The organism is Streptomyces sp. CAI-85 (assembly GCF_013363615.1).
Lineage (GTDB): Bacteria > Actinomycetota > Actinomycetes > Streptomycetales > Streptomycetaceae > Streptomyces > Streptomyces antibioticus_B.
The window spans coordinates 145,094-169,224 of the sequence record NZ_JAANNX010000007.1 but is presented as its reverse complement, the minus strand read 5'-3'; the positions used below and the strand labels follow the sequence as shown (position 1 = coordinate 169,224).

Below are 24,131 nucleotides of genomic sequence, written 5' to 3'. Positions count from 1 at the left end.
TGATCGTGTGCCGGTCGCAGCCCACCCCGAGGGAGTTCCGCATGATCGCAGTCACCGCCGCCTCCGGCGCTTACGGCCGACTGGTCGTCGCAGGATCAGGGCCCCTGCTGCCCGCCGGGTCCGTCGTCGCCGTCGTCCGCGCACCTGAGCGGGCAGCCGACCTCGCCGCCGAGGGGATCGAGGTACGGCGCGGTGACTACGACGATCCCGGCAGCCTGCGCACGGCGTTCAAGGGCGTGGACCGGCTGCTGCTGGTCTCCTCCCCCGAACTCGACCCCGCCCGCCGGATCCTCCAGCACCGCACCGCCCTCGACGCGGCCCGCGCCGCCGGGGTCGGTCACGTGGTCTACACGAGCTTCCTGGGCGCCGGCACCCGGCCCGAGGGGGTCACCGCGGCCCACCACGCCACCGAGCGCGCGCTGAGCGACAGCGGTCTGCCGCACACCGTGCTGCGCCATCCCTTCTACAGCGAGGCGTTCCTGCACGCCGGTCTGCGGGACGCCGTCGCCTCCGGTGAACTCCCGCACGGCACCGGGGGCCGTGGCCTCAACACGGCGTTCCGCGCCGACCTCGCGGAGGCGGCCGTACGTGTGCTCACCGAGGACCGACACCTGGGCCGGGCGCACGACTTCACGGGCACCCCGTGGACGTACCCGGAGCTGGCCGAGGTGCTCACCGCGGTGTCCGGCACCCCCGTCGTCGCCCGGGAGCGCACCGAACCGGCCCCCGGCGCCCACGGCTGGCTGGAGGACCAAGTGCGCGCCGGTGAGCTGGAGTTGCGGACCGACGACCTCGCCCAGGTGCTGGGACGCCCGCCCGTCGCTCTCGGAGAGGCCGTCAGCGCCCTGCTCGCCTAGGCTCTCGGCTCACGTGGTCACCGAGTAGGAGTGGGCGCCCGTGCCGGCCAGGGCGCCGCCGTCGACGATCAGGTACTCGTCGCGGATCGGGCGGCCCGCGAACCAGGACTCCAGGATCTCCCGGGTGCCGGCCGCGTAACGGGCCTGCGCGGAGAGGGAGGAGCCGGAGATGTGCGGGGTCATGCCGTGGTGGGGCATGGTGCGCCAGGGGTGGTCGGCGGGGGCGGGCTGCGGGAACCACACGTCGCCCGCGTAGCCCGCCAACCGCCCCGAGCGCAGGGCGCGGTCGACGGCGTCCCGGTCGACGATCCTGGCGCGGGCGGTGTTGATGAGATACGCGCCACGCTTCATCGTGCCCAGCAGTTCGTCGCCGAACAGGCCCTCGGTCTCCGGGTGGAGCGGGGCGTTGACGGTGACGACGTCGCAGTGCGGCACCATGTCGGCCGCGCTCTCGTGGAAGACCAGGCCGAGTTCCCGCTCCAGTTCGCGCGGCAGGCGGTGCCGGTCGGTGTAGTGCAGGGTCACGTCGAAGGGCGCGAGGCGGCGCAGCACGGCGAGTCCGATGCGGCCGGCGGCGACCGTGCCGACGTGCATGCCCTCCAGGTCGTAGGAGCGGGCCACACAGTCGGCGATGTTCCAGCCGCCGTCGAGGACGACCTGGTGGGAGGGCAGGTAGTTGCGGACCAGGGACAGCGTCATCATCACCACGTGCTCGGCGACGCTGATGCTGTTGCTGTACGTCACCTCGGCGACCGTCACGCCGTGGGCGACGGCCGCGTCGAGGTCGACGTGGTCGGAGCCGATGCCGGCGGTGACGGCGAGCTTGAGGTTCTTCGCGGCGGCGATGCGCTCGGGGGTGAGGTAGGCCGGCCAGAAGGGCTGGGAGATCACCACGTCCGCGTCGGCGAGTTCACGGTCGAAGACCGAGCCGGCGCCGTCCTTGTCGGAGGTGACGACGAGGGTGTGCCCGGCCTTCTCCAGGTAGGCGCGCAGGCCGAGTTCGCCGGAGACGCTGCCCAGGAGGTGGCCGGGGGTGAAGTCGATCGCCTCGGGGGTGGGGGTGGTCTGGCCGCCGGGGTAGTGGTCGATCGCGGGGAGGTCGTCGCGGGCGTACGTCGTCGGGTATCCGTCGGTGGGGTCGTCGTACAGGACGCAGAGCACCTTGGCCATGTCACGGCTCCTCAACTGGCCTTGCGGGAAGGTGGGTTCACGATCGCCGCCGTCGGAGGGGCCGGTCAAAGCGTTCCTCGCTATGGCCGTATAGGCGGCGGCTATCGGTGCTCGTCCCCGCCGAGGTAGGTCCGCAGGAGTGTGTCCAGGGCCTGGCGTACGTCGGCCTCGCGGGCGACCGTGAGGAGGGCGCCGGCGAGGACGGAGGGCGGGTCGTCCGGGCCGGTGACCAGGCCGACGCGCGGGCCGTGCGCGGGGCCTTCCAGGGGGACCACCCGCATGCCGTCCGGCACGCCGGACATGTGCAGCCACGCGTGCGAGATCACGCTCGACCAGCGGCCGCCCGGCAGATGGGCGTACAGCCCGGCGACGGTGTCCGACTCGATCGCGGGCGCCGCCTTCGCGCCGTCGGCGGCGAAGCACGCGTCGATGATGCGCCGGTTGCGCATCCGCGGGCCGAGCAGACAGAGCGGGAGCGCCGCCGCCTGGGCCCAGCGCACGCGGGAGACCCCGGCGAGCGGGCCGTCGACCGGGGTGAGCAGCACGTACCGCTCCTCGTAGAGCGGCAGCCGGCCCAGGCCCGCCAGGGTCTCGTCGTCGAGGTACGTCATCGCCGCGTCCAGTTCGAACTCGGTGAGCCCGTGCCGGATCTCCTGCGACGACAGCGACTCGATGCTCACCCGGGCGCGGGGGTGGCGCTCGCAGAACGGGTTGGTCAGCAGGGACGCGACGGGCAGCGCGGTGGGGACCACGCCGAGGCGGAGCGTGCCGGTGAGCCCGTCCCGCAGGGCCGACAACTCCTGCCGCAGTCCGTCGCGTTCGGCGAGGATGCGATGCGCCCAGGCGAGCACCACCTCGCCCTCCGGGGTCAGCCCCTCGTACTTGCGCCCCCGGCGCACGATCGGCACACCCAACTCGTGCTCCAGGCGCCGTATCGCGGCGGACAGCGACGGCTGGGAGACGTAACAGGCGGCGGCCGCCCGGACGAAGTGACGCTCCCTGGCCAGCGCGACCAGGTATTCGAGCTGACGCAGCAGCACGCACGTCCCCCCAAGGTTCGTCAGAGAGTCAGGAGTTCCTCGTAAAAGCCGCCGAACCCGCGCTCCCGGTGGACGAGATGGATCTCCAGGATCCAGTGGCAGCGGCGTCCGGCCTTGTCGGTGCGGCGCAGCGGGGTGTCGTTGGCGGGGGTGATGTACGACTCGGTGTCGGCGCCGTCGATCGTCTCGTGCGGGAACTCGCCGACCAGGTGCCCGGCGTGCCAGCCGCCGAGTTCCCAGCCGGCCTCGGCGGCGAGCCGCTCCACCTCGGCGTACAACTGCTTGCCGGTGATGTCCTCGTGCGCGGCGAAGTACCGCTTGCCCGCCGCGAACAGTTCGGGCAGGGCGTCGCGCAGCCGGTGTTTGTCGGGGTCGTCGCCGAGGACGAAGGTGCGGCCGAAGTCGGCCTCGTACTCCTCGAAGATCGGCCCGAAGTCGGCGAAGACGATGTCGTCCGCGGTGATGGTCCGGTCCGGGGGATTCTCCCGGTAGGGCGCCAGGGTGTTCGGGCCGGAGCGCACGATCCGCTTGTGCCAGTGCCGGGTGGTGCCGAAGAGTTCGTTCGCCAGATCGCGCACCCGGTCGCTGACGGCCCGCTCGCTCTCGCCCGGCGCGACCAGGCCCCGCTTCCCGATCTCCGTGAAGAGCCGCCCGGCCTTGGCCTGAGCGTCCAGCAGACGCGCCGCCCGTGTGGGTTCATCATGTGCCATGGCGTCGAACGTGCGCCTGTCGCACATCGCATCTGCAAGCCCATCCGTATATTTTCCTCGCATGCGCGGTCATCCGATCCCTCCAGGACAGCGTCTTGTGCACGGCTGGCCCGTCTCGCACTACGGCCCGGTCCCCCGCTTCCGGCCCGAGCGCTGGAATCTGCGGGTCTTCGGTGCCACCGCCTCCGGCGAGACGCACGAGTGGCGGTTCGACGATCTGGCCGCCCTGCCGCGGGTCACCGTGGTCGCCGATCTGCACTGCGCGAGCGGTTCCACCTCCACCGGCCACGAGTGGTACGGCATCCCCGCCGCCACTGTCCTGGACCTGGTCCCGCCCGCGCCGGGGATCACGCACGTCATGGCCTGGGCCGAGTACGGCTACTCCGCCAACCTCCGCCTCGGCGACTTCACCTCCCCGCGCACGCTCATGGCCACCCACCACGACGGCGAACCCCTCACCGCCGAACACGGCTTCCCGCTGCGCCTGGTCGTGCCGCACCTCTACGGCTACAAGAGCGTCAAATGGCTGCGCGGCATCGAGTACATGACGGCCGACCGGCGGGGCTTCTGGGAGGAGCGCGGCTACCACAACCTCGCCGACCCCTGGAAGCAGCAGCGGTACTCCTACCAGGAGGACGAGGCTGCCGAAGAGGACGGCGGTGGCGGCCCGCCGCCTCCGACCGAGGCGCCGTCGGCGACCTGAACGCCGACGGTGCCCGGTCAGGCTGTGGGGGTGGGCACCACGGTGAGATGGTTCGCGGTACGGCGTGCCGTACGGGTCCTGCGGGGGGCCGGGGCGGGGCGCGGCTCGCGCAGGATCATCGTCAGCCGGGTGTAGCCCAGGTCCTGGAGGGTGCGCGGGGTGTCGCCGACGATCCGGCACTCGGTGACCCCCCGGCGCGGGTCCGGGTGCAGCAGCGGGCGGATCGCGCCGTCGTGCTCCACGGCGTCCTCGCCGACCAGCCGGATCCAGTGCGGCAGGCCCTGCCGGTAGGCGGCCTCCATGAGCGGGTCCTGGGCGATCTCGCGGCGGATCGCCTGGAGCACATGGTCGTGGCCGTGGCGCTCCAGCGCGGCGGCGAAGCCCGCGAGCATCGGCAGGCACCAGCTCGACTCGTGGTCGCCGAGCAGGGTGGCCGCGTCGGGGTGGAAGAGGACGAACCGCAGGAAGTTGTCGCCCGGCAGCGCGGTCGGATGCGGGCTCATGTCCCGGAAAAGTGTCTCGAAAGCGGTGTTGGCCAGGACGACGTCCCAGCGGTGGTCGAGCACGAGGGAGGGGAACGGCACGGCCTCGAGGTACCCGGCGTAGTCCTGGAGGTACGCCCGCGCCTCGGGACTGTCGGGGGCGGGCCGCGACGCGGTCCGCTGCCCTCCTGCCTGATACGCCATCGGGCGGTCACCCCTCTTGCCTCTGCGGCCTTCACGCGGCGTGCCGATCCTGCTGCCCTGACGCGAGTCGTGTCAACTATCGTGGCATTCGGCGCTCGTTGACGGCTGAAATTGGCCACAGTTGTGGCGAGACCTGGATGTGAGTTCGAAAGACCCGCTACTCTCCACGCAGTTCACGGCGCCCGTCTGTGCCTGTGAGAGGGACGTGAGAGACGTAGGAGACCTGTCGGTGTCGGATGGCTTCGAGGTTCCGGGCGCCACCGCGACGATACTGCTGTCGGCCGTCGTCGCCCGTGTCGCCGCACTCGCCGACCGGCTCGGTGTGGACCACACGGAGGTCTTCGACACCCGGCGGCTGTCCGTCGCCTCCGGTGTCCCCGAGCCGGTGGTCAAGTCCCTGCTGGGCGGCCGCCCGGCCGGCGAGCCCGATGTCCAGGCCCGCTTCCTCCAGCGCCTGGACCTGCTGCGCCGCACCCGGCTGAAGCCGAACGGGCGCAGATACACCCAGCAGGAGATAGCCGACGGTGCCGGGATGTCCCGGCAGCAGGCGGGCGCGCTGATCAACGGCGACCGCCGCCCCACCATGGAGCACTGCGACGCCATCCAGCGCTTCTTCCGGGTGCACGCCGGTTTCCTCACGGCCGAGGACCCCGAGGCCCTGGCGGGCACCCTCCAGCACACCGAGCAGGAGCTGCTCCAGAAGCTCGCCGCACGGGAGGCCGCCGCGGCCGCCGTGGATCCGCTGGAGAGACTCCTCCAGGACCACGGGGTGCGCGGGATCGCCTGGCGGGCCGCGCAGTTGCCCACGGACCAGCACCGCGACAAGGTCGCCGAGTGGCTGGACATGCTCCTGGAGAGCGTGAAGCGGCCCGAGTCGTGATCCGGGGGAGAACTGTGGGCATCGCGAAGGAAATGCGCCGCCTGTGCGGCGAACTCGTCTCCGAGCTGGACCTCCCGGCCCCCGCGGCACCGGCCGACCTGTACACCGCGCTGTGCGACGGGATGAGCCGGCGGCGGGGCCGTCCGGTGCTCTTCCGCATGGCCGCGTTCCCGGCCGACACGGCGAGCGGGCTGTGGCTGGACATGGCCGACCAGGATCTCGTGGTCATCGAGGAACGCACCGCGCCCGACCATCAGTTGGTGATCCTGGGGCACGAGCTGTGGCACATGAAGGCCGGGCACTGCGGTCACCATGTGGGCGGCGCTGCCGTCGCGGCCCGGCTCCTCACGGAGGGCGCCGACCTCCAGGCGACCGTGCTGCGGGTCGCGGCGCGCACCCGGTTCGACCAGGACGACGAGAAGGAGGCCGAGAGCTTCGGCCTGCTGCTCGCCAGCAAGTGCCGTGCGCTGCTGCCGGGTTCGTCGGCCCGCCGTGGCCGCCGCGACCATCTGGCGGGCCGGATCGAGGCGTCCCTCGGCTACCTGGGCCCCCAGGGCTGACGCGTCGCGCGCCCCTGGAGGCCGTCAGGTCGCGCTGCGTTCGCTCGCCTCGCGCAGCTCCCGTACGGCCTGGTCGCTCAGGCCCGCCGTGTGGTGCGCGGGGCGGCCCTCGCGCAGGAGCGCCCGCCAGCGGTCGCGGCTCCAGTCGGCCGGGGCCGTGCTGCCGGTGAACTCCTCGATCAGGTCGCGGAACCGGGCGGGGTCGCTGTGGAACGGGAAGTGCCCGGCGCCCTCGAAGATCTCCAGCCGGCTGCCCGGCATCGCCTCGTGCGCGCCGTAGGCGTGGCGGACCGGTACGACGCTGTCCCGGTCGCCCCACAGCAGCAGGGTGGGCATGCCGGCGGTCAGATAGCAGCGGTCGAGCATGGTCACCACCTGGCCGCGCCAGTCCACGACCGCGCGCAGGGTGCGGATGAAGGCGTTGCGGGAGGTGTCGTCGGGGAGGGCGTCGACCAGGGTGAGCAACTCCGGTGCGTCCTGACCGAGATCGGTGTCCAGGAGCCGCATCAGGCCCACGACGAGGCCGACATGCAGCCGCATGCCCGGTAACCGCAGCGCGGACAGGGCCAGATGGGCGCCGGGCAGCGACACCAGCCGCAGCGCGGGGTTCACCTCGCGGCCGACCCCGCCCGCGCTGACCAGGACGAGCCGTTCGGTGCGCTCGGGGAACTGGTAGGCGAACTGCATCGCCACACCGCCGCCGAGCGAGTGCCCGACGAGGGTCGCCGACTCCACGCCGAGCGTGGTGAGCAGATCGCGCACACCGTTGGCGTACGCGGCCACCGAGTAGTCGGCGCGCGGCTTGTCGGAGGCGCCGTGCCCGAGGAGGTCGGGGGCGATCACGGTGTGGGTGCGGGCGAGGTCGGGGATCAGTTCGGCCCAGGTCGCCGAGGAGTCCCCGATGCCGTGGATCAGGACCAGGACGGGCCCCTCCCCCGCCATCCGGAAGGCGCGACGGTAGCCGTGCACCACGCGGTACCGGAGTTCCAGTTCGCCGTCCCCGACCGGGCGCAGCCGGGTGGCGCGCGCGGGGTGCCGCTGCGAGACGTCGACCACGGGCTCGCCTCCTTGATTCGCTGCCTTTTCTCTGCCTTTTCTCCAGCGTAGGGAGGCTTTCCCCCGGGGGGTTTCGAGGAGGTTTCGCCTCCGCTAAGCGGGCGAACCGGCGTGCGGCTCGACCGGATTGTCAGTGGTGCCCGGCAAGCTGGGAGGTGCGCCGTCGGAGGGCGGCGTGCGCGCCCTCGGGGCGCGTGGGAGCGACGCCGACACGGGGAGAGCCGACCGATGCCCACAGCCGTACTGACCGACCGCGAGCGCACCGCCGTGCAGGCCTACCTGCGTCTCCTGCACACGGTCCGCGCCACGCTGGACGCCGGGCCCGCCGACCCGTCGCGGGTCCGCAGCGCCCCGATGGTCCCGCCCGCCGTCCTGGCCGAGGCAGACGAGGCCCTGTCGGAGGCGGGCCTCGCGGGCAACGAGGAGGAGTTCTTCCGACTCCTCGCGAGCTGGTGCCCCAGAGCCTGACCGACGCGGTCCGGGGCCCGGTGGATCTCAGGCGTGGTGCACGGCGATCGCCGTCGCCACCAGGCCCCGGCTCGCCGTCCAGCGGCCGTCGAAGTGACCGACCCGGCGGCCGCCGACCAGGGGGCCGGGGACGAGCAGGCGGGCGCGGAAGGTGCCGGTGAAGGGGGCGGAGGCCACGTCGGAGGGGGGCGGGTCGGTGTGGAACTCGATGTCCGCCTCGCTGAAGTCCAGCCACTTCCGGGTGAGGGGGAACCACGCCTTGTAGACGGACTCCTTGGCGCTGAACAGCAGCCGGTCGCCGTGCAGCCCGGGGCGGTCCGCGGCCAGGCGCAGGAGCCGCTCCTGTTCGGCGGGGAGTGCCACGGCGGACAGGACGCCCTCCGGGAGGGGTGCGTGCGGTTCGGCGTCGATACCGAGGGAGGCCAGGTCGGCGGCGCGGACCAGCGCGGCCGCGGCGTAGCCCTCGCAGTGGGTCATGCTGCCGGTCAGCCCGTCCGGCCAGCCGGGCGCGCCGCGCTCGCCGGGCAGCACCGCCTGCGGGGCCACGCCGAGCTTGTCCATCGCCCGCCGCGCGCAGGACCGTACGACGGTGAACTCGCGGCGGCGTTTGGCGACCGCCCGCACCATCAGCGCCTCCTCCTCCGGGAAGAGCGGCCCGTCGCCGAACTCGCGCACGCCGTCCTCGCCGAACGCCTCGACGGCCACCACCGACTCGGGCAGCAGATCCGCGATCACGGCGCCGTCACCTCCGCCGGCAGGATGCGCCGCAGCCGTCCCGGGGGCTGCGGCCGCTTGCGCCACTCGCGCGGGTAGCCGACCGAGACCTCCTCGAAGCGGACGCCCTCGTGCCGGGTGGTGCGGGGGATGTGCAGATGGCCGTAGACCATCGCGGCGACCCGGAAGCGGTGGTGCCAGTCGGCGGTCAGGGAGGTGCCGCACCACATGGCGAACTCGGGGTGCCACAGGACGTCCATCGGGTGGCGGTCGGTCGGGTAGTGGTTGACGAGGACGGTCGGCAGTTCGTCGGGGATCGCGGCGAGCCGGCGCTCGGTCTCGGCGACCCGCGCCCGGCACCACGCCTCCCGGCTCGGGTAGGGGTCGGGGTGCAGCAGGTACTCGTCGTTGCAGACGATCCCGGTGCCGTGCGCGTACTCCAGGCCCTGCTCCTTGGTGGCGCAGCCGGCCGGGAGGAAGGAGTAGTCGTACAGGAGGAAGAGCGGGGCGACGGCGACCGGCCCGCCGGGGCCCTCCCACACCGGGTAGGGGTCCTCGGGCGTGATCACGCCGAGGTCGCGGCAGACGTCGACGAGATGCTCGTAGCGGGCGACGCCGCGCAGGGTGACGGGGTCCGAGGGATGGGTCCACAGCTCGTGGTTGCCGGGGGCCCAGATCACCTTTCGGAAACGGCTCGCGAGGGTCTTCAGGGCCCAGCGGATGTCGGCCACGTTCTCCGAGACGTCCCCGGCGACCAGCAGCCAGTCGTCGTCCGTCTCCGGTGCCATCTCCTCCACCAGGGCGCGGTTCTCGGGATGGCCGATGTGCAGATCACTGATGGCCAGCAGCCGTCCGGCGCCGTCACCGGCCTTCGACGTCACCTTGCGCCCCCTGTTCACGAACCCTCGAAAGAGCACCACCACAACACATTCGGGGCCGGGGAACAAGGCGGCACCGGAGCACCGCGTGCGATCGTCCGGTGACCCACGGGTCAGGTCCTTACCCGACGTCGCCGCATTCGTGAACAAGATCAGAAAATCCGTAACACGGGCGTTGCACGCGGCACCCCTCGGAAGCCGTATGATCGCCCCACCACCACCGCCATGAACGTCCCTTCACGCAGGGCGGTTTGGTGACCCTCCACTCCCCCTGCCCGGGCCGGGCCCGCTTCGCCCTGCCCGCACACCGTGAAAGGCGGCCTCGCATGGTCTCTCGCGTACGCGTCTGGCTCAACCGCACGTACGCGGAGAACGTGTTCTTCATGGATCAGCTCCGGCGAAATCCGAGCGACCGCGCCGTCGACATCCATGCGACGCACGGCGACGCCGACTCCCCCGTGCTGGCCGCCGCCGACACCGCGGACCTGGAGCCCGAGGGCCTGTCCCCCGCCGCCTACGTCGAGTACGCGCTCGACCAGTGCCAGCGCCGCGCGATCGACGTGTTCGTGCCCCGGCTGCACCAGGCGGCGATCGTGGCGCACCGCGCCGACTTCCGGGCGATCGGTACGGCCCTGCTGGCGCCGACCCCGCAGGCCGTGGCCGTCTTCGAGGACAAGGTGATCGCCTACGAGGCGGTCCAGGCGATCGGCGTGCCGGTACCGCCGTGGTACCGGGTCCGTACGGCGTCCGAACTCGTCGCCGCCGTCGAGGAGTTGGAGGAGGCGGGGCACCGGGCGTGCTTCAAGCCGGCGTCCGGCGCGGGCGGGGTGGGCTTCCGTGTGATCACCCGCACCCCCTTCTCGCTGGTGCACCTCAGCGGCTTCCCGACCCCCTACGTCCCGCTGGACATGGTCGTGGACGCGCTGGAGCGCGCCGAGGAGAGCGTGGACTGGCTGGTGATGCCGCGCCTGGAGCAGCCCGAGGTGTCGGTGGACTGCCTCACCGGGCCCGACAACCATCTGCGCATGGCGATCGGGCGCACCAAGAACGGCCGGCGCCGCGGCTTCACCCTGCACGAGCAGTGGCTGGAGCCGGCCCGGCGGATCGCCGAGGGCTTCGGGCTGCACTATTTGTCCAACATCCAGTTCCGGATGTTCGGCGACCGTCCGGTCCTGATGGACGTCAACACCCGCCCGGCCGGCGGACTGCACCAGCTCTCCCTGTGCGGGGTCAACGCCCCCTGGGCGGCGGTGCAGTTGGCGCTCGGCGAGGACCCGGGGCGGATCGACCCGCCGTTCCTGGGCCAGGACTACACGGTGGTGTCGGGGCCGCGCCAGCTCCGCCCGGTCTCCCTGCCGCACCAGCGGGCCGAGGCGGCGGCCGACACCGCCGCCGCCGAGCCGCTGCTCCCGGCCGTCCCCTCCCCCGCCGAGCCCGTGGAGCCGGTCGCGTCCGTCGAGCGGGTCACGTCCGTCGAGCGGGTCACCTCGGTGGCGTCCGCGACGTCGGTCGAGTCCGCCCAGGTGACACCCGCCGGCGCGGCGGAGGCCCTGCCCTTCTGACAACGGCCCACCCCTCGGCTCACCGGTATGGACCAATCCTGTCTCTCTCCTTGACAGCGGGATTGGTCCATACCACATTCGTTGCGCACCCTCTTGCACCTCTCTGCACTCCCGAACACCCCACATCTTCAGGGAGATCGCGTGCGCAGCACACTCTTCCGGCGTTCCAGACGCCGTCTCCTCGCCCTGCTCGGCACCGCCGCCCTCGCGTTCACCGGAGCGGTCGCCCTCCCCGGCACCGCCCAGGCCGCGAACGTCCTCTCCAACCCCGGCTTCGAGTCGGGCTCCCTCTCCCCCTGGTCCTGTTCCGGCAACCTCGGCTCGGTCGTCTCCTCCCCCGTGCACGGCGGCACCAAGGCCCTTGCCGGGGCGGTGAGTTCGAGTGACATCGCCAAGTGCTCCCAGACCGTCTCCGTGCAGCCCAACACGGCCTACACGCTGAGCGGCTGGGTCCGGGGCAGCTACGTCTACCTCGGCGTCGACGGCGGCGCCTCGACCTGGACGACGTCCCCGTCGGCGTACAGCAGGCTCTCGGTGTCCTTCACCACCGGGGCCTCGCAGACCAGTGCCACGATCTATGTGCACGGCTGGTACGCCCAGGGCACCTACCAGGCCGACGACATCAGCCTCGACGGCCCCGGCGGCGGCACCGACACCCAGGCGCCGACCACGCCCACCGGGCTGACCTCGACCGGCAAGACCTCCTCCAGCGTGTCGCTGTCCTGGAACGCCGCCACCGACAACGTCGGCGTCACGGGCTACGACGTCTACAACGGCTCGACGCGGGCGCTCACCGTGTCCGGCACCTCCGCCACGGTCGGCGGGCTCTCCCCGAGCACCGCCTACACCTTCACCGTGCGCGCCCGGGACGCCGCCGGGAACGTCTCCGGCGCCTCCTCCGCCGTCACGGTCACCACCAGCGCGGGCGGCGGTGGCGGAACCGGCTTCAAGCAGGCCGCCCCCTATCTCTACGAGGGCTGGGGCGACCCGCCGAGCGTCTCCACGGTGATGAGCGCGACCGGCGTCAAGTGGTTCACCATGGCGTTCATGCTGGACGGCGGCGGCTGCAACCCGATGTGGGACAGCAGCCGTCCGCTCACCGGCGGCGTCGACCAGAGCGTCATCAACCAGATCCGCGCGGCGGGCGGCGACGTCGTACCGTCGTTCGGCGGCTGGTCGGGCAGCAAGCTCGGCGCCAACTGCTCCTCGGCGAGCGCCCTCGCGGCCGCCCTCCAGAAGGTGATCGACGCCTACGGGCTGAAGGCGATCGACATGGACGTCGAGAACAGCGACGAGTTCGAGAACGAGGCCGTGCAGGCGCGGATCCTCACCGCGCTGAAGACCGTCAAGGCCAACAACCCGGGTCTGAAGACGATCGTCACCTTCGGCACCTCGACCACCGGGCCGACCTACTTCGGCAACCGGCTCATCGAGCAGGCCAAGTCGCTCAACGCCGACATCGACGTGTTCACCATCATGCCGTTCGACTTCGGCGGCGGCTCCGACATGTACGGCAACACGGTCAACGCGACGGAGGGGCTGAAGAACAAGCTGAAGTCCACCTTCGGCTGGGACGACGCCACCGCCTACGCGCACATCGGCATCTCCGGTATGAACGGGCTCTCCGACCAGCAGGAGAACACGACACCGGCGATATGGACGGCAATTCGAGATTGGGCCAACGCGCACCACTTGGCCCGGCTCGCCTTCTGGTCGGTCAACCGTGACCGGCCCTGCCCCGGCGGCGGAGTGACCAGCAACTGCTCGGGCATCAGCCAGAGCAACTGGCAGTTCACCTCCATCACGGCCGGCTTCACCGGCTAGGCGCACACCCGCGGGTCCCCTGTTCCCCCGGATTCCGGTCCGGGGGAATCTTTTTTCGCGAGGGGTGTATCACGGCCCGTGGGGCGCGCTCTTAAAGGTGCAACCGTGAGGACCCGCCGGGGACGTCGGGGGGCGACGGGGGAAACCCCGGCGGGTCCGCGGGAGCACGGGGGAACGGGGACAGGGGGAAGGACCACGGGGGACACCGGAGATCAGGGGGATCTCCGGGCACGGGGGATCGGGTCGGTCGGCCGCTGTCACGGGGAGCGGCCGCCCGATCACCCCTCTTCCGGGCCGGCGCGCTAGCGCAGGTAGGCCAGCCCCGGGTGGACCTCCCGGTAGCCCTCGACCAGCCGGCGCGCGACGTTCACGGAATCGACGAGCGGATGCAGCGCGAACGCCTTCACCGCCGTGGCCCGCGAGCCCGACTCGGCGGCGGCCAGCACCTCGCGCTCCACCGCCTTGACCGCCGTGACCAGCCCGGCGGCATGATCCGGCAGCGGGGCGGCGGCCATCGGATGGGCGCCGTTGGCGTCGACCAGACACGGCACCTCGATCACGGCGTCCGCGTCGAGCGCGGCAAGCGTCGCGCCGTTGCGCACGTTGAGGATGAGCGTGGCGCGTTCGTCGCGGGCGATGGCCCGCATCAGGGCGAGCGCGACCTTCTCGTAGCCGCCGGAGAGATCGTCGGCGTCACGGTCGCCCGCGCCGGCCGTCTCGCGGTTCTCCGCCATGTAGGTGGCCTCGCGCTCGGCGCGGGTGCGGTCCCAGGCGGCCAGGGCCGCGGCGCCGGGGTCGCGCATCTCCTCGTAGAACCGGGCCTGTTGGCCGGCGAGGAAGGCGCCGCGGGTCTTCTCGGCCCGCTGGTAGGCGCGGACGGTCTCGCGGTTGAAGTAGTAGTAGTGCAGATACTCGTTGGGGATCGCGCCGAGCGACCGGAGCCAGTCGACGCCGAAGAGCTTGCCCTCCTCGAAGGAGCCGAGCAGGCCGGGGTCGGCGAGCAGCCGGGGCAGTTCGTCGCGGCCCGCGACGCGCAGCCCGCGGACCCAGCCGAGGTGGTTGAGGCCGACGTAGTCGATCCACGCCTCGTCCGGATCCGCGCCGAGGACCCGGGCGATACGGCGTCCGAGGCCGACCGGTGAGTCGCAGATGCCGATGACCCGGTCGCCGAGGTGACGGGACATGGCCTCGGTGACCAGACCCGCCGGGTTGGTGAAGTTGATCAGCCAGGCGTCGGGGGCGAGCCGGGCCACCCGGCGGGCGATGTCCACCGCGACCGGGACCGTGCGCAGGCCGTAGGCGATACCGCCGGCGCCGACCGTCTCCTGGCCGAGGACACCCTCCGCCAGCGCCACCCGTTCGTCGTCCGCCCTGCCCTCCAGGCCTCCGACACGGATCGCGGAGAAGACGAAGCCGGCGCCCCGGAGCGCCTCGTCCAGGTCGGTGGTGGCCGTCACGGCGGGGGCGCCGGGGACGCCGGCCGCCTGCTCGGCCAGGACCCGGGCGACCGCCTGGAGCCGCCCGGCGTCCAGATCGTGCAGGACGACGTCCGTCACCCGTCCCTCGCCACGGTCCGTGAGGAGCGCCCCGTACACGAGCGGCACCCGGAACCCGCCGCCGCCCAGAATCGTCAGCTTCACACCCGCACCCTACTCGTCGCCGTCCTCACGGAAATCTCAGCCGGCGGCCCGGTCCCTCAAAGGAACCGCCCAGGTGGGAGGCGCAGGATGCAGGCGCAATCGTGGACATCTCTGGAAGGTCGATCGTGGGCGCCTCGCACATACCGAACCGGTTCGAACGACAGCCGCGGCCGCCGGGGTGGTCCCGGCGCGGGGTGCTGGCCGCGCTCGGGGCCGCCGTACCGGCCGTCGCGCTGACCGGGTGCGGTTCCGGCACGGCGGACGCCTCGGAGACGCGGGCGGCGGCGGACGCGCAGGCGTCGGCGTCGACCGGTTCCGCCTCCCCGGCCGCCCGGACCACGCCACCGCCCGTGATCTCGGTGACCCCCGCCGACGGCACGAAGAAGGCCCCTTTCACCAGCCCCGTCGAGGTCACCGTCACCGGCGGCACCCTCGCCTCGGTGACGGTGACCGGCAACGACGGCTCCACGCTGGACGGCGCCCTGGACGAGACGGGCACCACCTGGACGTCGTCCCGCAACCCGTACTCGGGGACCAAGTACACGGTCACGGCGAAAGCCGACGGCGGCACGGCCCGGACCGCCGCCTTCGTCACCAGGTCGCCCGGCGAGACCTTCGTCGGCCGTTTCACCCCGGAGGCGAACTCCACCTCCGGCGTCGGCATGCCGGTGTCGATCCGGTTCACGCACGCCGTGTCGGACCGGGCCGCCGTCGAGAAGGCGATCACGGTGACCGCCGAGCCCGCCGTGGAGGTCGTCGGCCACTGGTTCAGTGACACCCGGCTGGACTTCCGGCCGCGGACGTACTGGGCGGCCGGGACCACGGTCACGCTCGGACTGCGGCTGAAGGACGTGGAGGGCGCGGACGGGGTCTACGGCGTCCAGTCGAAGGACGTCACCTTCCACATCGGCCGGTCCCAGATCAGCACCGTCGACCTGGCCGCCAAGGAGATGACCGTACGGCGGGACGGCGCCGCCGTCGCCACCTATCCCGTCTCCGGCGGCGACGCCGAGCACACCACCTGGTCCGGGATCATGGTGATCAGCGAGCGGTTCGAGCAGACCCGGATGCAGTCCTCCACGGTCGGTCTCGGCGACGAGTACGACATCTCCGACGTCCCGCACGCCCAGCGGCTCACCACCTCCGGCACCTTCATCCACGGCAACTACTGGGCGTCGGCAGGGGTGTTCGGCAGCCGGAACACCACGCACGGCTGCATCGGCCTGCACGACGCCAAGGGAGCGGGCGACACCTCGACGCCGGGGCACGCGTACTACGCGGGATCCATGCTCGGGGACGTGGTGATCGTGAAGAACTCGGGCGAGCGGACCGTCGACCCGGCCAACGGCCTCAACGGCTGGAACCTTTCGTGGGCGGACTGGAAGGCGGGGAGCGCGCTGTAGCGGCCCCTCGTTGCGTTCAGCCGGTGAACTCCCTTGTGAGGCAAGAGATTTACCGGTCACACCTCTTGACGCCCGGGGTGACCGAGAGCACATTGGGCCCACTTTGAGAGCGCTCTCACCATCGGCGCGAACAAACGCACCCGCTCCCCACACCCCCGCACCCCGTACCCGAGAGGCCCCCATGAGCGCACCCTCCGGCACCCCCTCCAGAACACCCGGCGGTCCGCCCGTCCGTCGGCGTTCGCTGCGGCGCACGCTGATCGCCGTCCTCGGCACGCTCGCCCTGACGGCGGCCGCGGCGACCGCCGTCACCCTGCCGGCGAACGCCTCCGCCCCCACTCCCCCGTCCGGCTGGACACAGGTCTTCCTGGACGACTTCAACGGCGCCGCGGGCACCGGCGTCAACACCGCCAACTGGCAGTACAGCACCGGGACTTCATATCCGGGCGGCCCCGCCAACTGGGGCACCGGCGAGGTCGAGACGATGACGAACAGCACGAGCAACGTCTCGCTCGACGGCAACGGCAACCTGCGCATCACCCCGCTGCGCAACGCCGCCGGCAACTGGACCTCCGGCCGGATCGAGACGGTCCGCACCGACTTCCAGCCCCCGGCCGGCGGCAAGTTGCGCATCGAGGGCCGTATCCAGATGCCGAACGTCACCGGCACCGCGGCCGAGGGCTACTGGCCGGCCTTCTGGGCGCTGGGCGCGCCCTACCGCGGCAACTACCAGAACTGGCCCTCCGTGGGCGAGTTGGACATCATGGAGAACGTCCAGGGCCGCAACCAGGTGTGGGCCACGCTGCACTGCGGCGTCAACCCGGGCGGCCCGTGCAACGAGACGGTCGGCCTCGGCAACTCCCGTGCCTGTCCCAACACCACCTGCCAGTCCGGCTTCCACACCTACACCCTGGAGTGGGACCGCTCGGTGAGCCCGGAGACGATCCGGTTCCTGGTCGACGGCGTCCAGTTCCACTCGGTCAACGCGGGCCAGATGGACGCGACGACCTGGTCCAACGCCACCAACCACGGCTTCTTCCTGATCCTCAACGTGGCCATGGGCGGCGCCTTCCCGGACGCGTTCGGCGGCGGTCTGGACAGCGGTACGGCGTCCGGGGTGCCGATGGTCGTCGACTACGTACAGGTCCTGTCGTCCGGCGGCGGCAGCACGCCACCGCCCACGACGCCTCCCCCGTCCGGCGGCCGGGACGCCTACGGCACCATCCAGGCCGAGTCGTACAACAGCCAGGGCGGGACGGGCACCGAGACCACCACGGACACCGGCGGCGGGCAGAACCTCGCCTCGCTCGCCAACGGCGACTGGGCGCTCTACCAAGGCGTCACCTTCGGCTCCCCGGCGGCCACCCAGTTCAGCGCCCGGGTCGCGAGCGGTGCGGGCGCCGGGATCAGCGGGCTGGTCGAGGTGCGGCTCGACAGCCGTACCGCCGCGCCGATCGGGAGTTTCGCGCTGGCCAACACCGGTGGCTGGCAGTCCTGGCGGACCGTGCCGGCGAACATCAGCGGGGTCACCGGCACCCATGACGTCTATCTGACGTTCACCAGCGGCCAGCCGGCCGACTTCGTGAACGTCAACTGGTTCACGTTCGGGCGCTGAACCCCGCTTCCTGGCGCCGGGCGGTCCCATTCCGGGCCCCCGGCGCCGACGCGTCCCCGGGTCCGGGTTCCGGTGTGTCGAGCAGCAGTTCCGCCCGGAACCCGGCCGGGGTCAGCCCGGTGCGGAGCTGAAAGAACTTGGAGAAGTTCGCCGGGTCGGGGAAGCCCACCGCCGCGCCCACCCGGCCGATCGGCAGCCCCGTGTGGGCCAGCAGCCGCTTCGCCTCCAGGACGACCCGCTTGTCGATGAACCCCTTGGGCGTCTCGCCGGTCGCGGCGCGCACCGCGCGGACCAGGGTGCGGCGCGAGTAGCCGAGGGCGTCGGCGTAGGCGCTGACACCGCGGTTGACGGCGAAGTCGCGCTCCACGGCGTCCCGGAAGCGGGTGAAGGTGGACTCGGAGCGCCGGCCGGCCTCCGCCGAGCTGGCCGCGAGATGCGCGAGGCGCAGCAGGAACGCGGTGAGGGAGTGCCGCAGGACGGCCGTGTGCAGGCTGGGCGGGAGGGTGGCCGTGTCCTCGTACTCCCGGCGCAGATGGGCGAGGCCGGCGCGCAGGGCCGCCCGCCCGGCGGGGTCGGGGCGGAGCAGGGGCGGCAGGTCGTAGCGGTAGAGGCCGGTGGCCTCGACGGTGGCGCGGGGCAGGAAACCGGGCTGCATGGTCAGGACGGTTCCGCGGTACCCGCCCGTCTCGGAGAAGCGGTGGACCTGTCCGGGGCGGATCCACAGCAGGTCGCCGGCGCCGGCCTCGTACTCGGCGAAGTCGATCATGTGGTGGACGGGGCCCTCGTCGAACAGCATCACCACGTGGAAGTCGATGCGGTGGACGCGGGTGAGGGGCGCGTCGGCGTGCCAGGTGCGGCCGGTGCCGAGGGGGCCGACCTGCATGCCGACGCCGCCGACGCTGAGTTCGACCGGGAAAGGGAAGGTCCGGATGCCGTCGGGGCGATCTTGGGGGTTTCTGTCCGCCATGTCCATCTCGTGCCGCCCCGCCCCTGCCGCCGGTGTCCCACTTTCACCACAGGCTGACACAGGAAGACCTACCCCCGCAAAAGTCAGACTTTTACTTTTGAACGCGCCCGAGCCGCTGCCGGAAAGAAGATGATCACAGTGACCGAAGCGCCCGCACCCGCGGAAGCCCTGAAGCGCCTGACCGAGGAAGGCGTCTCGATCTGGCTGGACGACCTGTCGCGCGAGCGGATCCGCACCGGCAACCTGGCCGCGCTGATCGCCACGCGGAACGTCGTCGGTGTCACCACGAACCCGTCCATCTTCCAGGCCGCCATCGGCTCCGGCGAGGGCTACGAGGACCAGCTCGCCGACCTGGCCGTGCGCGGGGTCACGGTGGACGAGGCCGTACGGATGATGACGACCGCCGACGTACGGGCCGCCGCCGATCTGCTGCACGACACGTACACGACGACGGACGGCCGCGACGGCCGGGTCTCCATCGAGGTCGACCCGCGCCTCGCCCACGACACGGCGGCCACCGTCGCCGAGGCCAGGCAGCTCGCCTGGCTGGTCGACCGCCCCAACGTGATGATCAAGATCCCGGCGACGAAGGCGGGCCTGCCCGCGATCACCGAGGTCGTCGGCCTCGGGATCAGCGTCAACGTCACGCTGATCTTCTCGCTGGAGCGCTACCGCGCGGTCATGGACGCCTATCTCGCCGGTCTGGAGCGGGCCCGGGCCGCCGGGATCGATCTGTCCACGGTCCACTCCGTGGCGTCCTTCTTCGTCTCCCGGGTGGACGCCGAGATCGACAAGCGGCTGACCGCCCTCGGCACCGAACCGGCGCTCGCGCTCAGGGGCCGGGCCGCGCTCGCCAACGCGCGACTGGCCTACCAGGCGTACGAGGAGGTCCTCGCGGGCCCCCGCTGGGCGGCGCTGGAGCAGGCCGGCGCCCGTCCGCAGCGTCCGCTGTGGGCGTCCACCGGGGTGAAGGATCCCGCCTACAAGGACACCCTGTACGTGGAGGACCTGGTCGCCCCGGGCACGGTCAACACCATGCCCGAGGCCACCCTGGACGCCACCGCCGACCACGGCGACATCACCGGCGACACGGTGACCGGCGGCTACGAACGGGCCCGCGCCGACCTGGACGCCGTAGCCGCTCTGGGCATCTCGTACGACGAGGTGGTCACCCGTCTGGAGGACGACGGGGTCGCCAAGTTCGAGGCGGCGTGGGAGGACTTGCTGAGCACGGTCACGAAGTCGCTGACGAGCAGGGCAGCCGACGTGAACAAGGGAGCTGACGCGGAATGAGCACCATCCCTGTGTGGGACAACCCGCTGCGGGACCCCCGAGACCGGCGTCTGCCCCGTATCGCAGGACCGTCGGGCCTGGTCATCTTCGGGGTGACGGGCGATCTGTCCCGCAAGAAGCTGATGCCGGCCGTCTACGACCTCGCCAACCGCGGTCTGCTGCCGCCGGGCTTCTCGCTCGTCGGGTTCGCCCGCCGGGACTGGGAGGACGAGGACTTCGCGCAGATCGTCCACGACGCGGTCCGTGAGCACGCGCGCACGCCGTTCCGCGAGGAGGTCTGGCAGCAGCTCGCCGAGGGCATGCGGTTCATCCCCGGCGACTTCTCCGACGACGAGGCGTTCGAGCAGCTCAGGAAGGCCGTGGAGGAGCTGGACGCCTCCCAGGGCACCGGCGGCAACTTCGCCTTCTACCTCTCGGTGCCGCCGAAGTTCTTCCCCAAGGTCGTGGAGCAGCTCAAGAAGCACGGGCTGGCCAAGGCGCCGGACGGCTCCTGGCGGCGGGCGGTCATCGAGAAGCCGTTCGGGCACGATCTGGCGAGCGCCCGTGAGCTGAACGCGGTCGTGCACGACGTGTTCGAACCGGACCAGGTGTTCCGGATCGACCACTACCTGGGCAAGGAGACCGTCCAGAACATCCTGGCGCTGCGGTTCGCCAACACGATGTTCGAGCCGATCTGGAACCGGTCCTTCGTGGACCACGTGCAGATCACGATGGCCGAGGACATCGGCATCGGCGGCCGCGCCGGCTACTACGACGGCATCGGCGCCGCCCGTGACGTCATCCAGAACCACCTCCTCCAGCTCATGGCCCTCACCGCCATGGAGGAGCCCGCCTCCTTCGACGCGGACGCGCTGCTCACCGAGAAGCTCAAGGTGCTCAAGGCCGTGAAGGTGCCGGAGGACCTGGGCCGGCACACCGTGCGCGCGCAGTACGCGGCCGCCTGGCAGGGCGGCGAGAAGGTGCGCGGCTATCTGGAGGAGGAGGGCACCGACCCGGCCTCCACGACCGACACCTTCGCCGCGGTGAAGCTGAACATCGACAATCGCCGCTGGGCGGGCGTGCCGTTCTATCTGCGCACCGGCAAGCGGCTCGGCCGCCGGGTCACCGAGATCGCCGTCGTCTTCCAGCGGGCCCCGCACTCGCCGTTCGACTCGACGGCCACCGAGGAGCTGGGCCAGAACGCCATCGTCATCCGCGTCCAGCCCGACGAGGGCATCACCGTGCGCTTCGGCTCCAAGGTGCCGGGCACCTCGATGGAGATCCGGGACGTCACGATGGACTTCGCGTACGGCGAGTCCTTCACGGAGTCCAGCCCGGAGGCGTACGAGCGGCTCATCCTGGACGTGCTGCTCGGCGACGCCAACCTGTTCCCGCGTCACCAGGAAGTGGAAGAGTCGTGGAAGATCCTCGACCCGATCGAGGAGTACTGGGCGACACACGGCAAGCCGGCGCAGTACGCCTCGGGGAGCTGGGGACCCGAGGAAGCCGACGAGATGCTCGCACGAGACGGACGGAGCTGGCGCAGGCCATGAAGATCGACCTGACCGACACCACGGCAAGCAAGATCAACAAGGCGCTGGTGAAGGGGCGCCGCGCCATCGGCACCCCCGCGGTGGGCATGGTCCTGACGATGGTGATCGTCACGGACGAGGAGAACGCCTACGACGCGATCAAGGCCGCCGAGGAGGCGTCCCACGAGCACCCCTCGCGCACCCTCGTCGTGATCAAGCGGCACGCCCGCACCCCTCGGGAGCGCACGCGGTCACGGCTGGACGCCGAGGTCCGGGTGGGCTCGGAGGCCGGCACCGGCGAGACGGTCGTCCTGCGCACCTACGGCGAGGTGTCCGACCACGCCGACTCGGTGGTGCTGCCGCTGCTGCTCCCGGACGCCCCGGTCGTCGTCTGGTGGCCGGTGGACGCCCCCGAGAACCCGTCGAAGGACCCGCTGGGCGCGCTGGCCCAGCGCCGGATCACCGATCTGTACGCCGTGGAGAACCCGCTGGAGGCGCTGCGGGCCCGGATCCGCACCTACGCCCCCGGCGACACCGACCTCGCCTGGACCCGGCTGACCCCGTGGCGCTCGATGCTGGCGGCCGCCCTGGACCAGGCGCGGGTGCCGATCGTCTCGGGCGCGGTGGAGGCCGAGGCCGACAACCCGGCCGCCGAGCTGCTGGCGCGCTGGCTGGAGGCGCGGCTCGGCGTCACGATCGACCGGGTCGTCACCGCGGGGCCGGTCGTCACTGCCGTGCGCCTGGGCACCGCGGACGGCGACATCGTCATCGACCGCCCCGAGGGCCCCCTGGCCACGCTGTCCCTGCCCGGCCAGCCCTCGCGCACCCTGGCGCTGAAGGTCCGCACGACCTCCGAACTCATCGCCGAGGAGCTGCGGCGCCTCGACGCGGACGAGATGTACGCCGTCGCCCTGCGGGGCGAGGGCACCAAGGAGACCGCCTCCCATGCCTGAGACCCCCCTGCTCGTCCGGCGGCCCGAGTGGACCGCTCTGGAGGACCACCGGGCCCGGTGGCACGCGGGGCTGCGTGAGCTGTTCGCGACGGACCCCGGGCGCGCGGAGCGGTACGTGGTGCGCGTCGGCGATCTCCTCGTCGACTGGTCGAAGAACCTGGTGACCGACGAGACGCTGGCCCTGCTCCAGGAACTCGCCGTCGCCACCGATGTGTTCGGGCTGCGGGACGCCATGTTCCGCGGCGAGCGGATCAACACCACCGAGGACCGCGCGGTCCTGCACACCGCCCTGCGCGCCCCGCGCGAGGCGGTGATCGAGGTCGACGGCGAGAACGTCGTGCCCAAGGTGCACCGGGTCGTCGACCGGATGACCACCTTCGCGAAGGAGGTCCGCTCCGGGCACTGGACCGGCCACACCGGCAAACGCATCAGGAACGTCGTCAACATCGGCATCGGCGGCTCCGACCTCGGCCCCGCGATGGCCTACGAGGCGCTGCGCGCGTACACCGACCGCTCGCTGACCTTCCGGTTCGTGTCGAACGTGGACGGCGCCGACCTGCACGAGGCGGTCCGCGACCTGGACCCGGCCGAGACGCTCTTCGTCGTCGCGTCGAAGACCTTCACCACCATCGAGACGATCACCAACGCCACCTCGGCCCGCTCCTGGCTGGTCGACGGTCTCGGCGGGGACGACAAGGCCGTGGCGAAGCACTTCGTCGCGCTGTCGACCAACGCCGAGAAGGTCGCGGACTTCGGCATCGACACGGCGAACATGTTCGAGTTCTGGGACTGGGTCGGCGGCCGCTACTCCTTCGACTCGGCGATCGGCCTGTCGCTGATGCTGGCCATCGGCCCGGCGAACTTCCGGGAGCTGCTCGACGGCTTCCACCTCGTGGACGAGCACTTCCGCACGGCGCCCGCCGAGTCCAACGTCCCGCTGCTTCTGGGCCTGTTGGGCATCTGGTACGGCAACTTCTTCGACGCCCAGTCGCACGCGGTGCTGCCGTACTCGCACTACCTGTCCAAGTTCACCGCCTATCTCCAGCAGCTCGACATGGAGTCCAACGGCAAGTCGGTGGACCGTGAGGGCCGGCCCGTGCGGTGGCAGACCGGGCCGGTGGTGTGGGGCACTCCGGGCACCAACGGGCAGCACGCCTACTACCAGTTGATCCACCAGGGCACGAAGCTGATCCCGGCGGACTTCATCGGCTTCGCCCGCCCGGTCGGCGAGCTGAGCGGTGAACTCGCCGCGCAGCACGACCTGTTGATGGCGAACTTCTTCGCGCAGACACAGGCGCTGGCCTTCGGCAAGACACCCGACGAGGTCCGTGCGGAGGGCGTGCCCGAGGAACTGGTCGCCCACAAGACCTTCAAGGGCGACCACCCGACGACCACGATCCTCGCCCGCGAGCTGACCCCGTCGGTCCTCGGCCAGCTCATCGCCCTCTACGAGCACAAGGTGTTCGTCCAGGGCGCCGTCTGGAACATCGACTCCTTCGACCAGTGGGGCGTGGAACTCGGCAAGGTCCTCGCCAAGCGCGTCGAACCCGCCCTGACCGACGGCGCCGACGTCCCCGGTCTCGACCCCTCCACCGCCGCCCTCGTGGCCGCCTACCGCGAACTCAGGAAGTAGTGAACTGA

22 protein-coding genes are annotated in these 24,131 nt (G+C 71.6%); 13 read left to right on the top strand and 9 right to left on the bottom strand.

Annotated features, from left to right (window positions below; all coding sequences use genetic code 11):
• Window positions 1-41: 41 nt before the first annotated feature.
• Window positions 42-857: an NAD(P)H-binding protein gene (locus G6W55_RS12320; RefSeq protein ID WP_175520859.1), complete on the top strand. Its 816-nt coding sequence runs from the start codon at window positions 42-44 to the stop codon at window positions 855-857.
• 9 nt (window positions 858-866) lie between these two features.
• On the opposite strand, the gene G6W55_RS12315 is transcribed toward G6W55_RS12320, so the two are convergent.
• The 3 genes from G6W55_RS12315 to G6W55_RS12305 all read right to left on the bottom strand — a co-directional run bounded on the left by G6W55_RS12315 (window position 867) and on the right by G6W55_RS12305 (window position 3,777).
• Window positions 867-2,027 (bottom strand): NAD-dependent formate dehydrogenase, encoded by a 1,161-nt coding sequence (locus tag G6W55_RS12315; protein WP_175520858.1) that lies wholly within the window; start codon window positions 2,025-2,027, stop codon window positions 867-869.
• A gap of 101 nt (window positions 2,028-2,128) precedes the next feature.
• Window positions 2,129-3,067 (bottom strand): LysR family transcriptional regulator, encoded by a 939-nt coding sequence (locus G6W55_RS12310; protein ID WP_175520857.1) that lies wholly within the window; start codon window positions 3,065-3,067, stop codon window positions 2,129-2,131.
• Window positions 3,068-3,087: 20 nt separating this feature from the next.
• Complete coding sequence (locus G6W55_RS12305) at window positions 3,088-3,777, bottom strand: M24 family metallopeptidase (protein WP_175520856.1); 690 nt, start codon at window positions 3,775-3,777, stop codon at window positions 3,088-3,090.
• Between the two features lie 61 nt (window positions 3,778-3,838).
• Between G6W55_RS12305 and G6W55_RS12300 the strand changes: the two genes are divergently transcribed.
• Window positions 3,839-4,480, top strand: coding sequence for a molybdopterin-dependent oxidoreductase (locus tag G6W55_RS12300; protein ID WP_254876207.1), 642 nt, complete (start codon window positions 3,839-3,841; stop codon window positions 4,478-4,480).
• Between the two features lie 17 nt (window positions 4,481-4,497).
• On the opposite strand, the gene G6W55_RS12295 is transcribed toward G6W55_RS12300, so the two are convergent.
• Entirely contained in the window at window positions 4,498-5,166 is a 669-nt protein-coding gene (locus G6W55_RS12295) for a hypothetical protein (protein ID WP_175520854.1), read from the bottom strand.
• A 229-nt stretch (window positions 5,167-5,395) separates the two neighbouring features.
• On the opposite strand from G6W55_RS12295, the gene G6W55_RS12290 reads away from it, so the two are divergent.
• Both G6W55_RS12290 and G6W55_RS12285 read left to right on the top strand, forming a co-directional pair.
• The gene (locus G6W55_RS12290; RefSeq protein WP_175520915.1) at window positions 5,396-6,046 is read left to right on the top strand and encodes a helix-turn-helix transcriptional regulator; all 651 of its coding nucleotides are present in this window, start codon (window positions 5,396-5,398) and stop codon (window positions 6,044-6,046) included.
• A 32-nt stretch (window positions 6,047-6,078) separates the two neighbouring features.
• Window positions 6,079-6,606, top strand: coding sequence for a toxin-antitoxin system, toxin component (locus G6W55_RS12285; protein WP_175520914.1), 528 nt, complete (start codon window positions 6,079-6,081; stop codon window positions 6,604-6,606).
• Window positions 6,607-6,630: 24 nt separating this feature from the next.
• On the opposite strand, the gene G6W55_RS12280 is transcribed toward G6W55_RS12285, so the two are convergent.
• Window positions 6,631-7,662 carry an alpha/beta fold hydrolase gene (locus tag G6W55_RS12280; protein WP_175520853.1) on the bottom strand — a complete coding sequence of 344 codons (1,032 nt, stop codon included), beginning with the start codon at window positions 7,660-7,662 and terminating at the stop codon, window positions 6,631-6,633.
• A 228-nt stretch (window positions 7,663-7,890) separates the two neighbouring features.
• Between G6W55_RS12280 and G6W55_RS12275 the strand changes: the two genes are divergently transcribed.
• Entirely contained in the window at window positions 7,891-8,130 is a 240-nt protein-coding gene (locus tag G6W55_RS12275) for a hypothetical protein (RefSeq protein ID WP_175520852.1), read from the top strand.
• Between the two features lie 27 nt (window positions 8,131-8,157).
• Here G6W55_RS12275 and G6W55_RS12270 read toward each other — a convergent pair whose 3' ends face one another.
• Both G6W55_RS12270 and G6W55_RS12265 read right to left on the bottom strand, forming a co-directional pair.
• The gene (locus G6W55_RS12270; RefSeq protein ID WP_175520851.1) at window positions 8,158-8,865 is read right to left on the bottom strand and encodes a 4'-phosphopantetheinyl transferase superfamily protein; all 708 of its coding nucleotides are present in this window, start codon (window positions 8,863-8,865) and stop codon (window positions 8,158-8,160) included.
• A complete protein-coding gene (locus G6W55_RS12265) occupies window positions 8,862-9,725 on the bottom strand; it encodes a metallophosphoesterase (RefSeq protein WP_175520850.1) in 864 nt (287 codons plus the stop codon). Before G6W55_RS12265 ends, G6W55_RS12270 begins: the two co-directional genes overlap by 4 nt.
• A 323-nt stretch (window positions 9,726-10,048) precedes the next feature.
• Between G6W55_RS12265 and G6W55_RS12260 the strand changes: the two genes are divergently transcribed.
• Together G6W55_RS12260 and G6W55_RS12255 are read left to right on the top strand one after the other, a co-directional pair.
• A complete protein-coding gene (locus G6W55_RS12260; RefSeq protein ID WP_254876206.1) occupies window positions 10,049-11,284 on the top strand; it encodes an ATP-grasp domain-containing protein in 1,236 nt (411 codons plus the stop codon).
• A 141-nt stretch (window positions 11,285-11,425) separates the two neighbouring features.
• Window positions 11,426-13,108, top strand: coding sequence for a carbohydrate binding domain-containing protein (locus G6W55_RS12255; RefSeq protein ID WP_175520849.1), 1,683 nt, complete (start codon window positions 11,426-11,428; stop codon window positions 13,106-13,108).
• A 302-nt stretch (window positions 13,109-13,410) separates the two neighbouring features.
• Here G6W55_RS12255 and G6W55_RS12250 read toward each other — a convergent pair whose 3' ends face one another.
• A complete protein-coding gene (locus G6W55_RS12250; RefSeq protein WP_175520848.1) occupies window positions 13,411-14,748 on the bottom strand; it encodes a 6-phospho-beta-glucosidase in 1,338 nt (445 codons plus the stop codon).
• A 125-nt stretch (window positions 14,749-14,873) separates the two neighbouring features.
• Here G6W55_RS12250 and G6W55_RS12245 point away from each other — a divergent pair, with 125 nt between their 5' ends.
• Window positions 14,874-16,151 carry an Ig-like domain-containing protein gene (locus tag G6W55_RS12245; protein WP_175520913.1) on the top strand — a complete coding sequence of 426 codons (1,278 nt, stop codon included), beginning with the start codon at window positions 14,874-14,876 and terminating at the stop codon, window positions 16,149-16,151.
• Between the two features lie 181 nt (window positions 16,152-16,332).
• On the top strand, window positions 16,333-17,766 hold the full coding sequence (locus tag G6W55_RS12240; RefSeq protein WP_175520847.1) for a glycoside hydrolase family 16 protein: 1,434 nt from the start codon (window positions 16,333-16,335) through the stop codon (window positions 17,764-17,766).
• Here G6W55_RS12240 and G6W55_RS12235 read toward each other — a convergent pair.
• Window positions 17,750-18,733, bottom strand: coding sequence for an AraC family transcriptional regulator (locus G6W55_RS12235; protein WP_175520846.1), 984 nt, complete (start codon window positions 18,731-18,733; stop codon window positions 17,750-17,752). The two genes, G6W55_RS12240 and G6W55_RS12235, sit on opposite strands and share 17 nt — an antisense overlap.
• Window positions 18,734-18,862: 129 nt before the next feature.
• Between G6W55_RS12235 and tal the strand changes: the two genes are divergently transcribed.
• The 4 genes from tal to pgi are packed head-to-tail and all read left to right on the top strand — an operon-like array spanning window position 18,863 to window position 24,123.
• A complete protein-coding gene (gene tal, locus G6W55_RS12230) occupies window positions 18,863-20,026 on the top strand; it encodes a transaldolase (protein WP_175520845.1) in 1,164 nt (387 codons plus the stop codon).
• Window positions 20,023-21,558, top strand: coding sequence for a glucose-6-phosphate dehydrogenase (gene zwf, locus G6W55_RS12225; RefSeq protein WP_175520844.1), 1,536 nt, complete (start codon window positions 20,023-20,025; stop codon window positions 21,556-21,558). Before tal ends, zwf begins: the two co-directional genes overlap by 4 nt.
• Complete coding sequence (gene opcA, locus G6W55_RS12220) at window positions 21,555-22,490, top strand: glucose-6-phosphate dehydrogenase assembly protein OpcA (protein ID WP_175520843.1); 936 nt, start codon at window positions 21,555-21,557, stop codon at window positions 22,488-22,490. Before zwf ends, opcA begins: the two co-directional genes overlap by 4 nt.
• Window positions 22,483-24,123, top strand: a complete 1,641-nt coding sequence (gene pgi / locus G6W55_RS12215) for a glucose-6-phosphate isomerase (RefSeq protein WP_175520842.1) — start codon at window positions 22,483-22,485, stop codon at window positions 24,121-24,123. Before opcA ends, pgi begins: the two co-directional genes overlap by 8 nt.
• The last annotated feature ends 8 nt before the right edge of the window (window positions 24,124-24,131 follow it).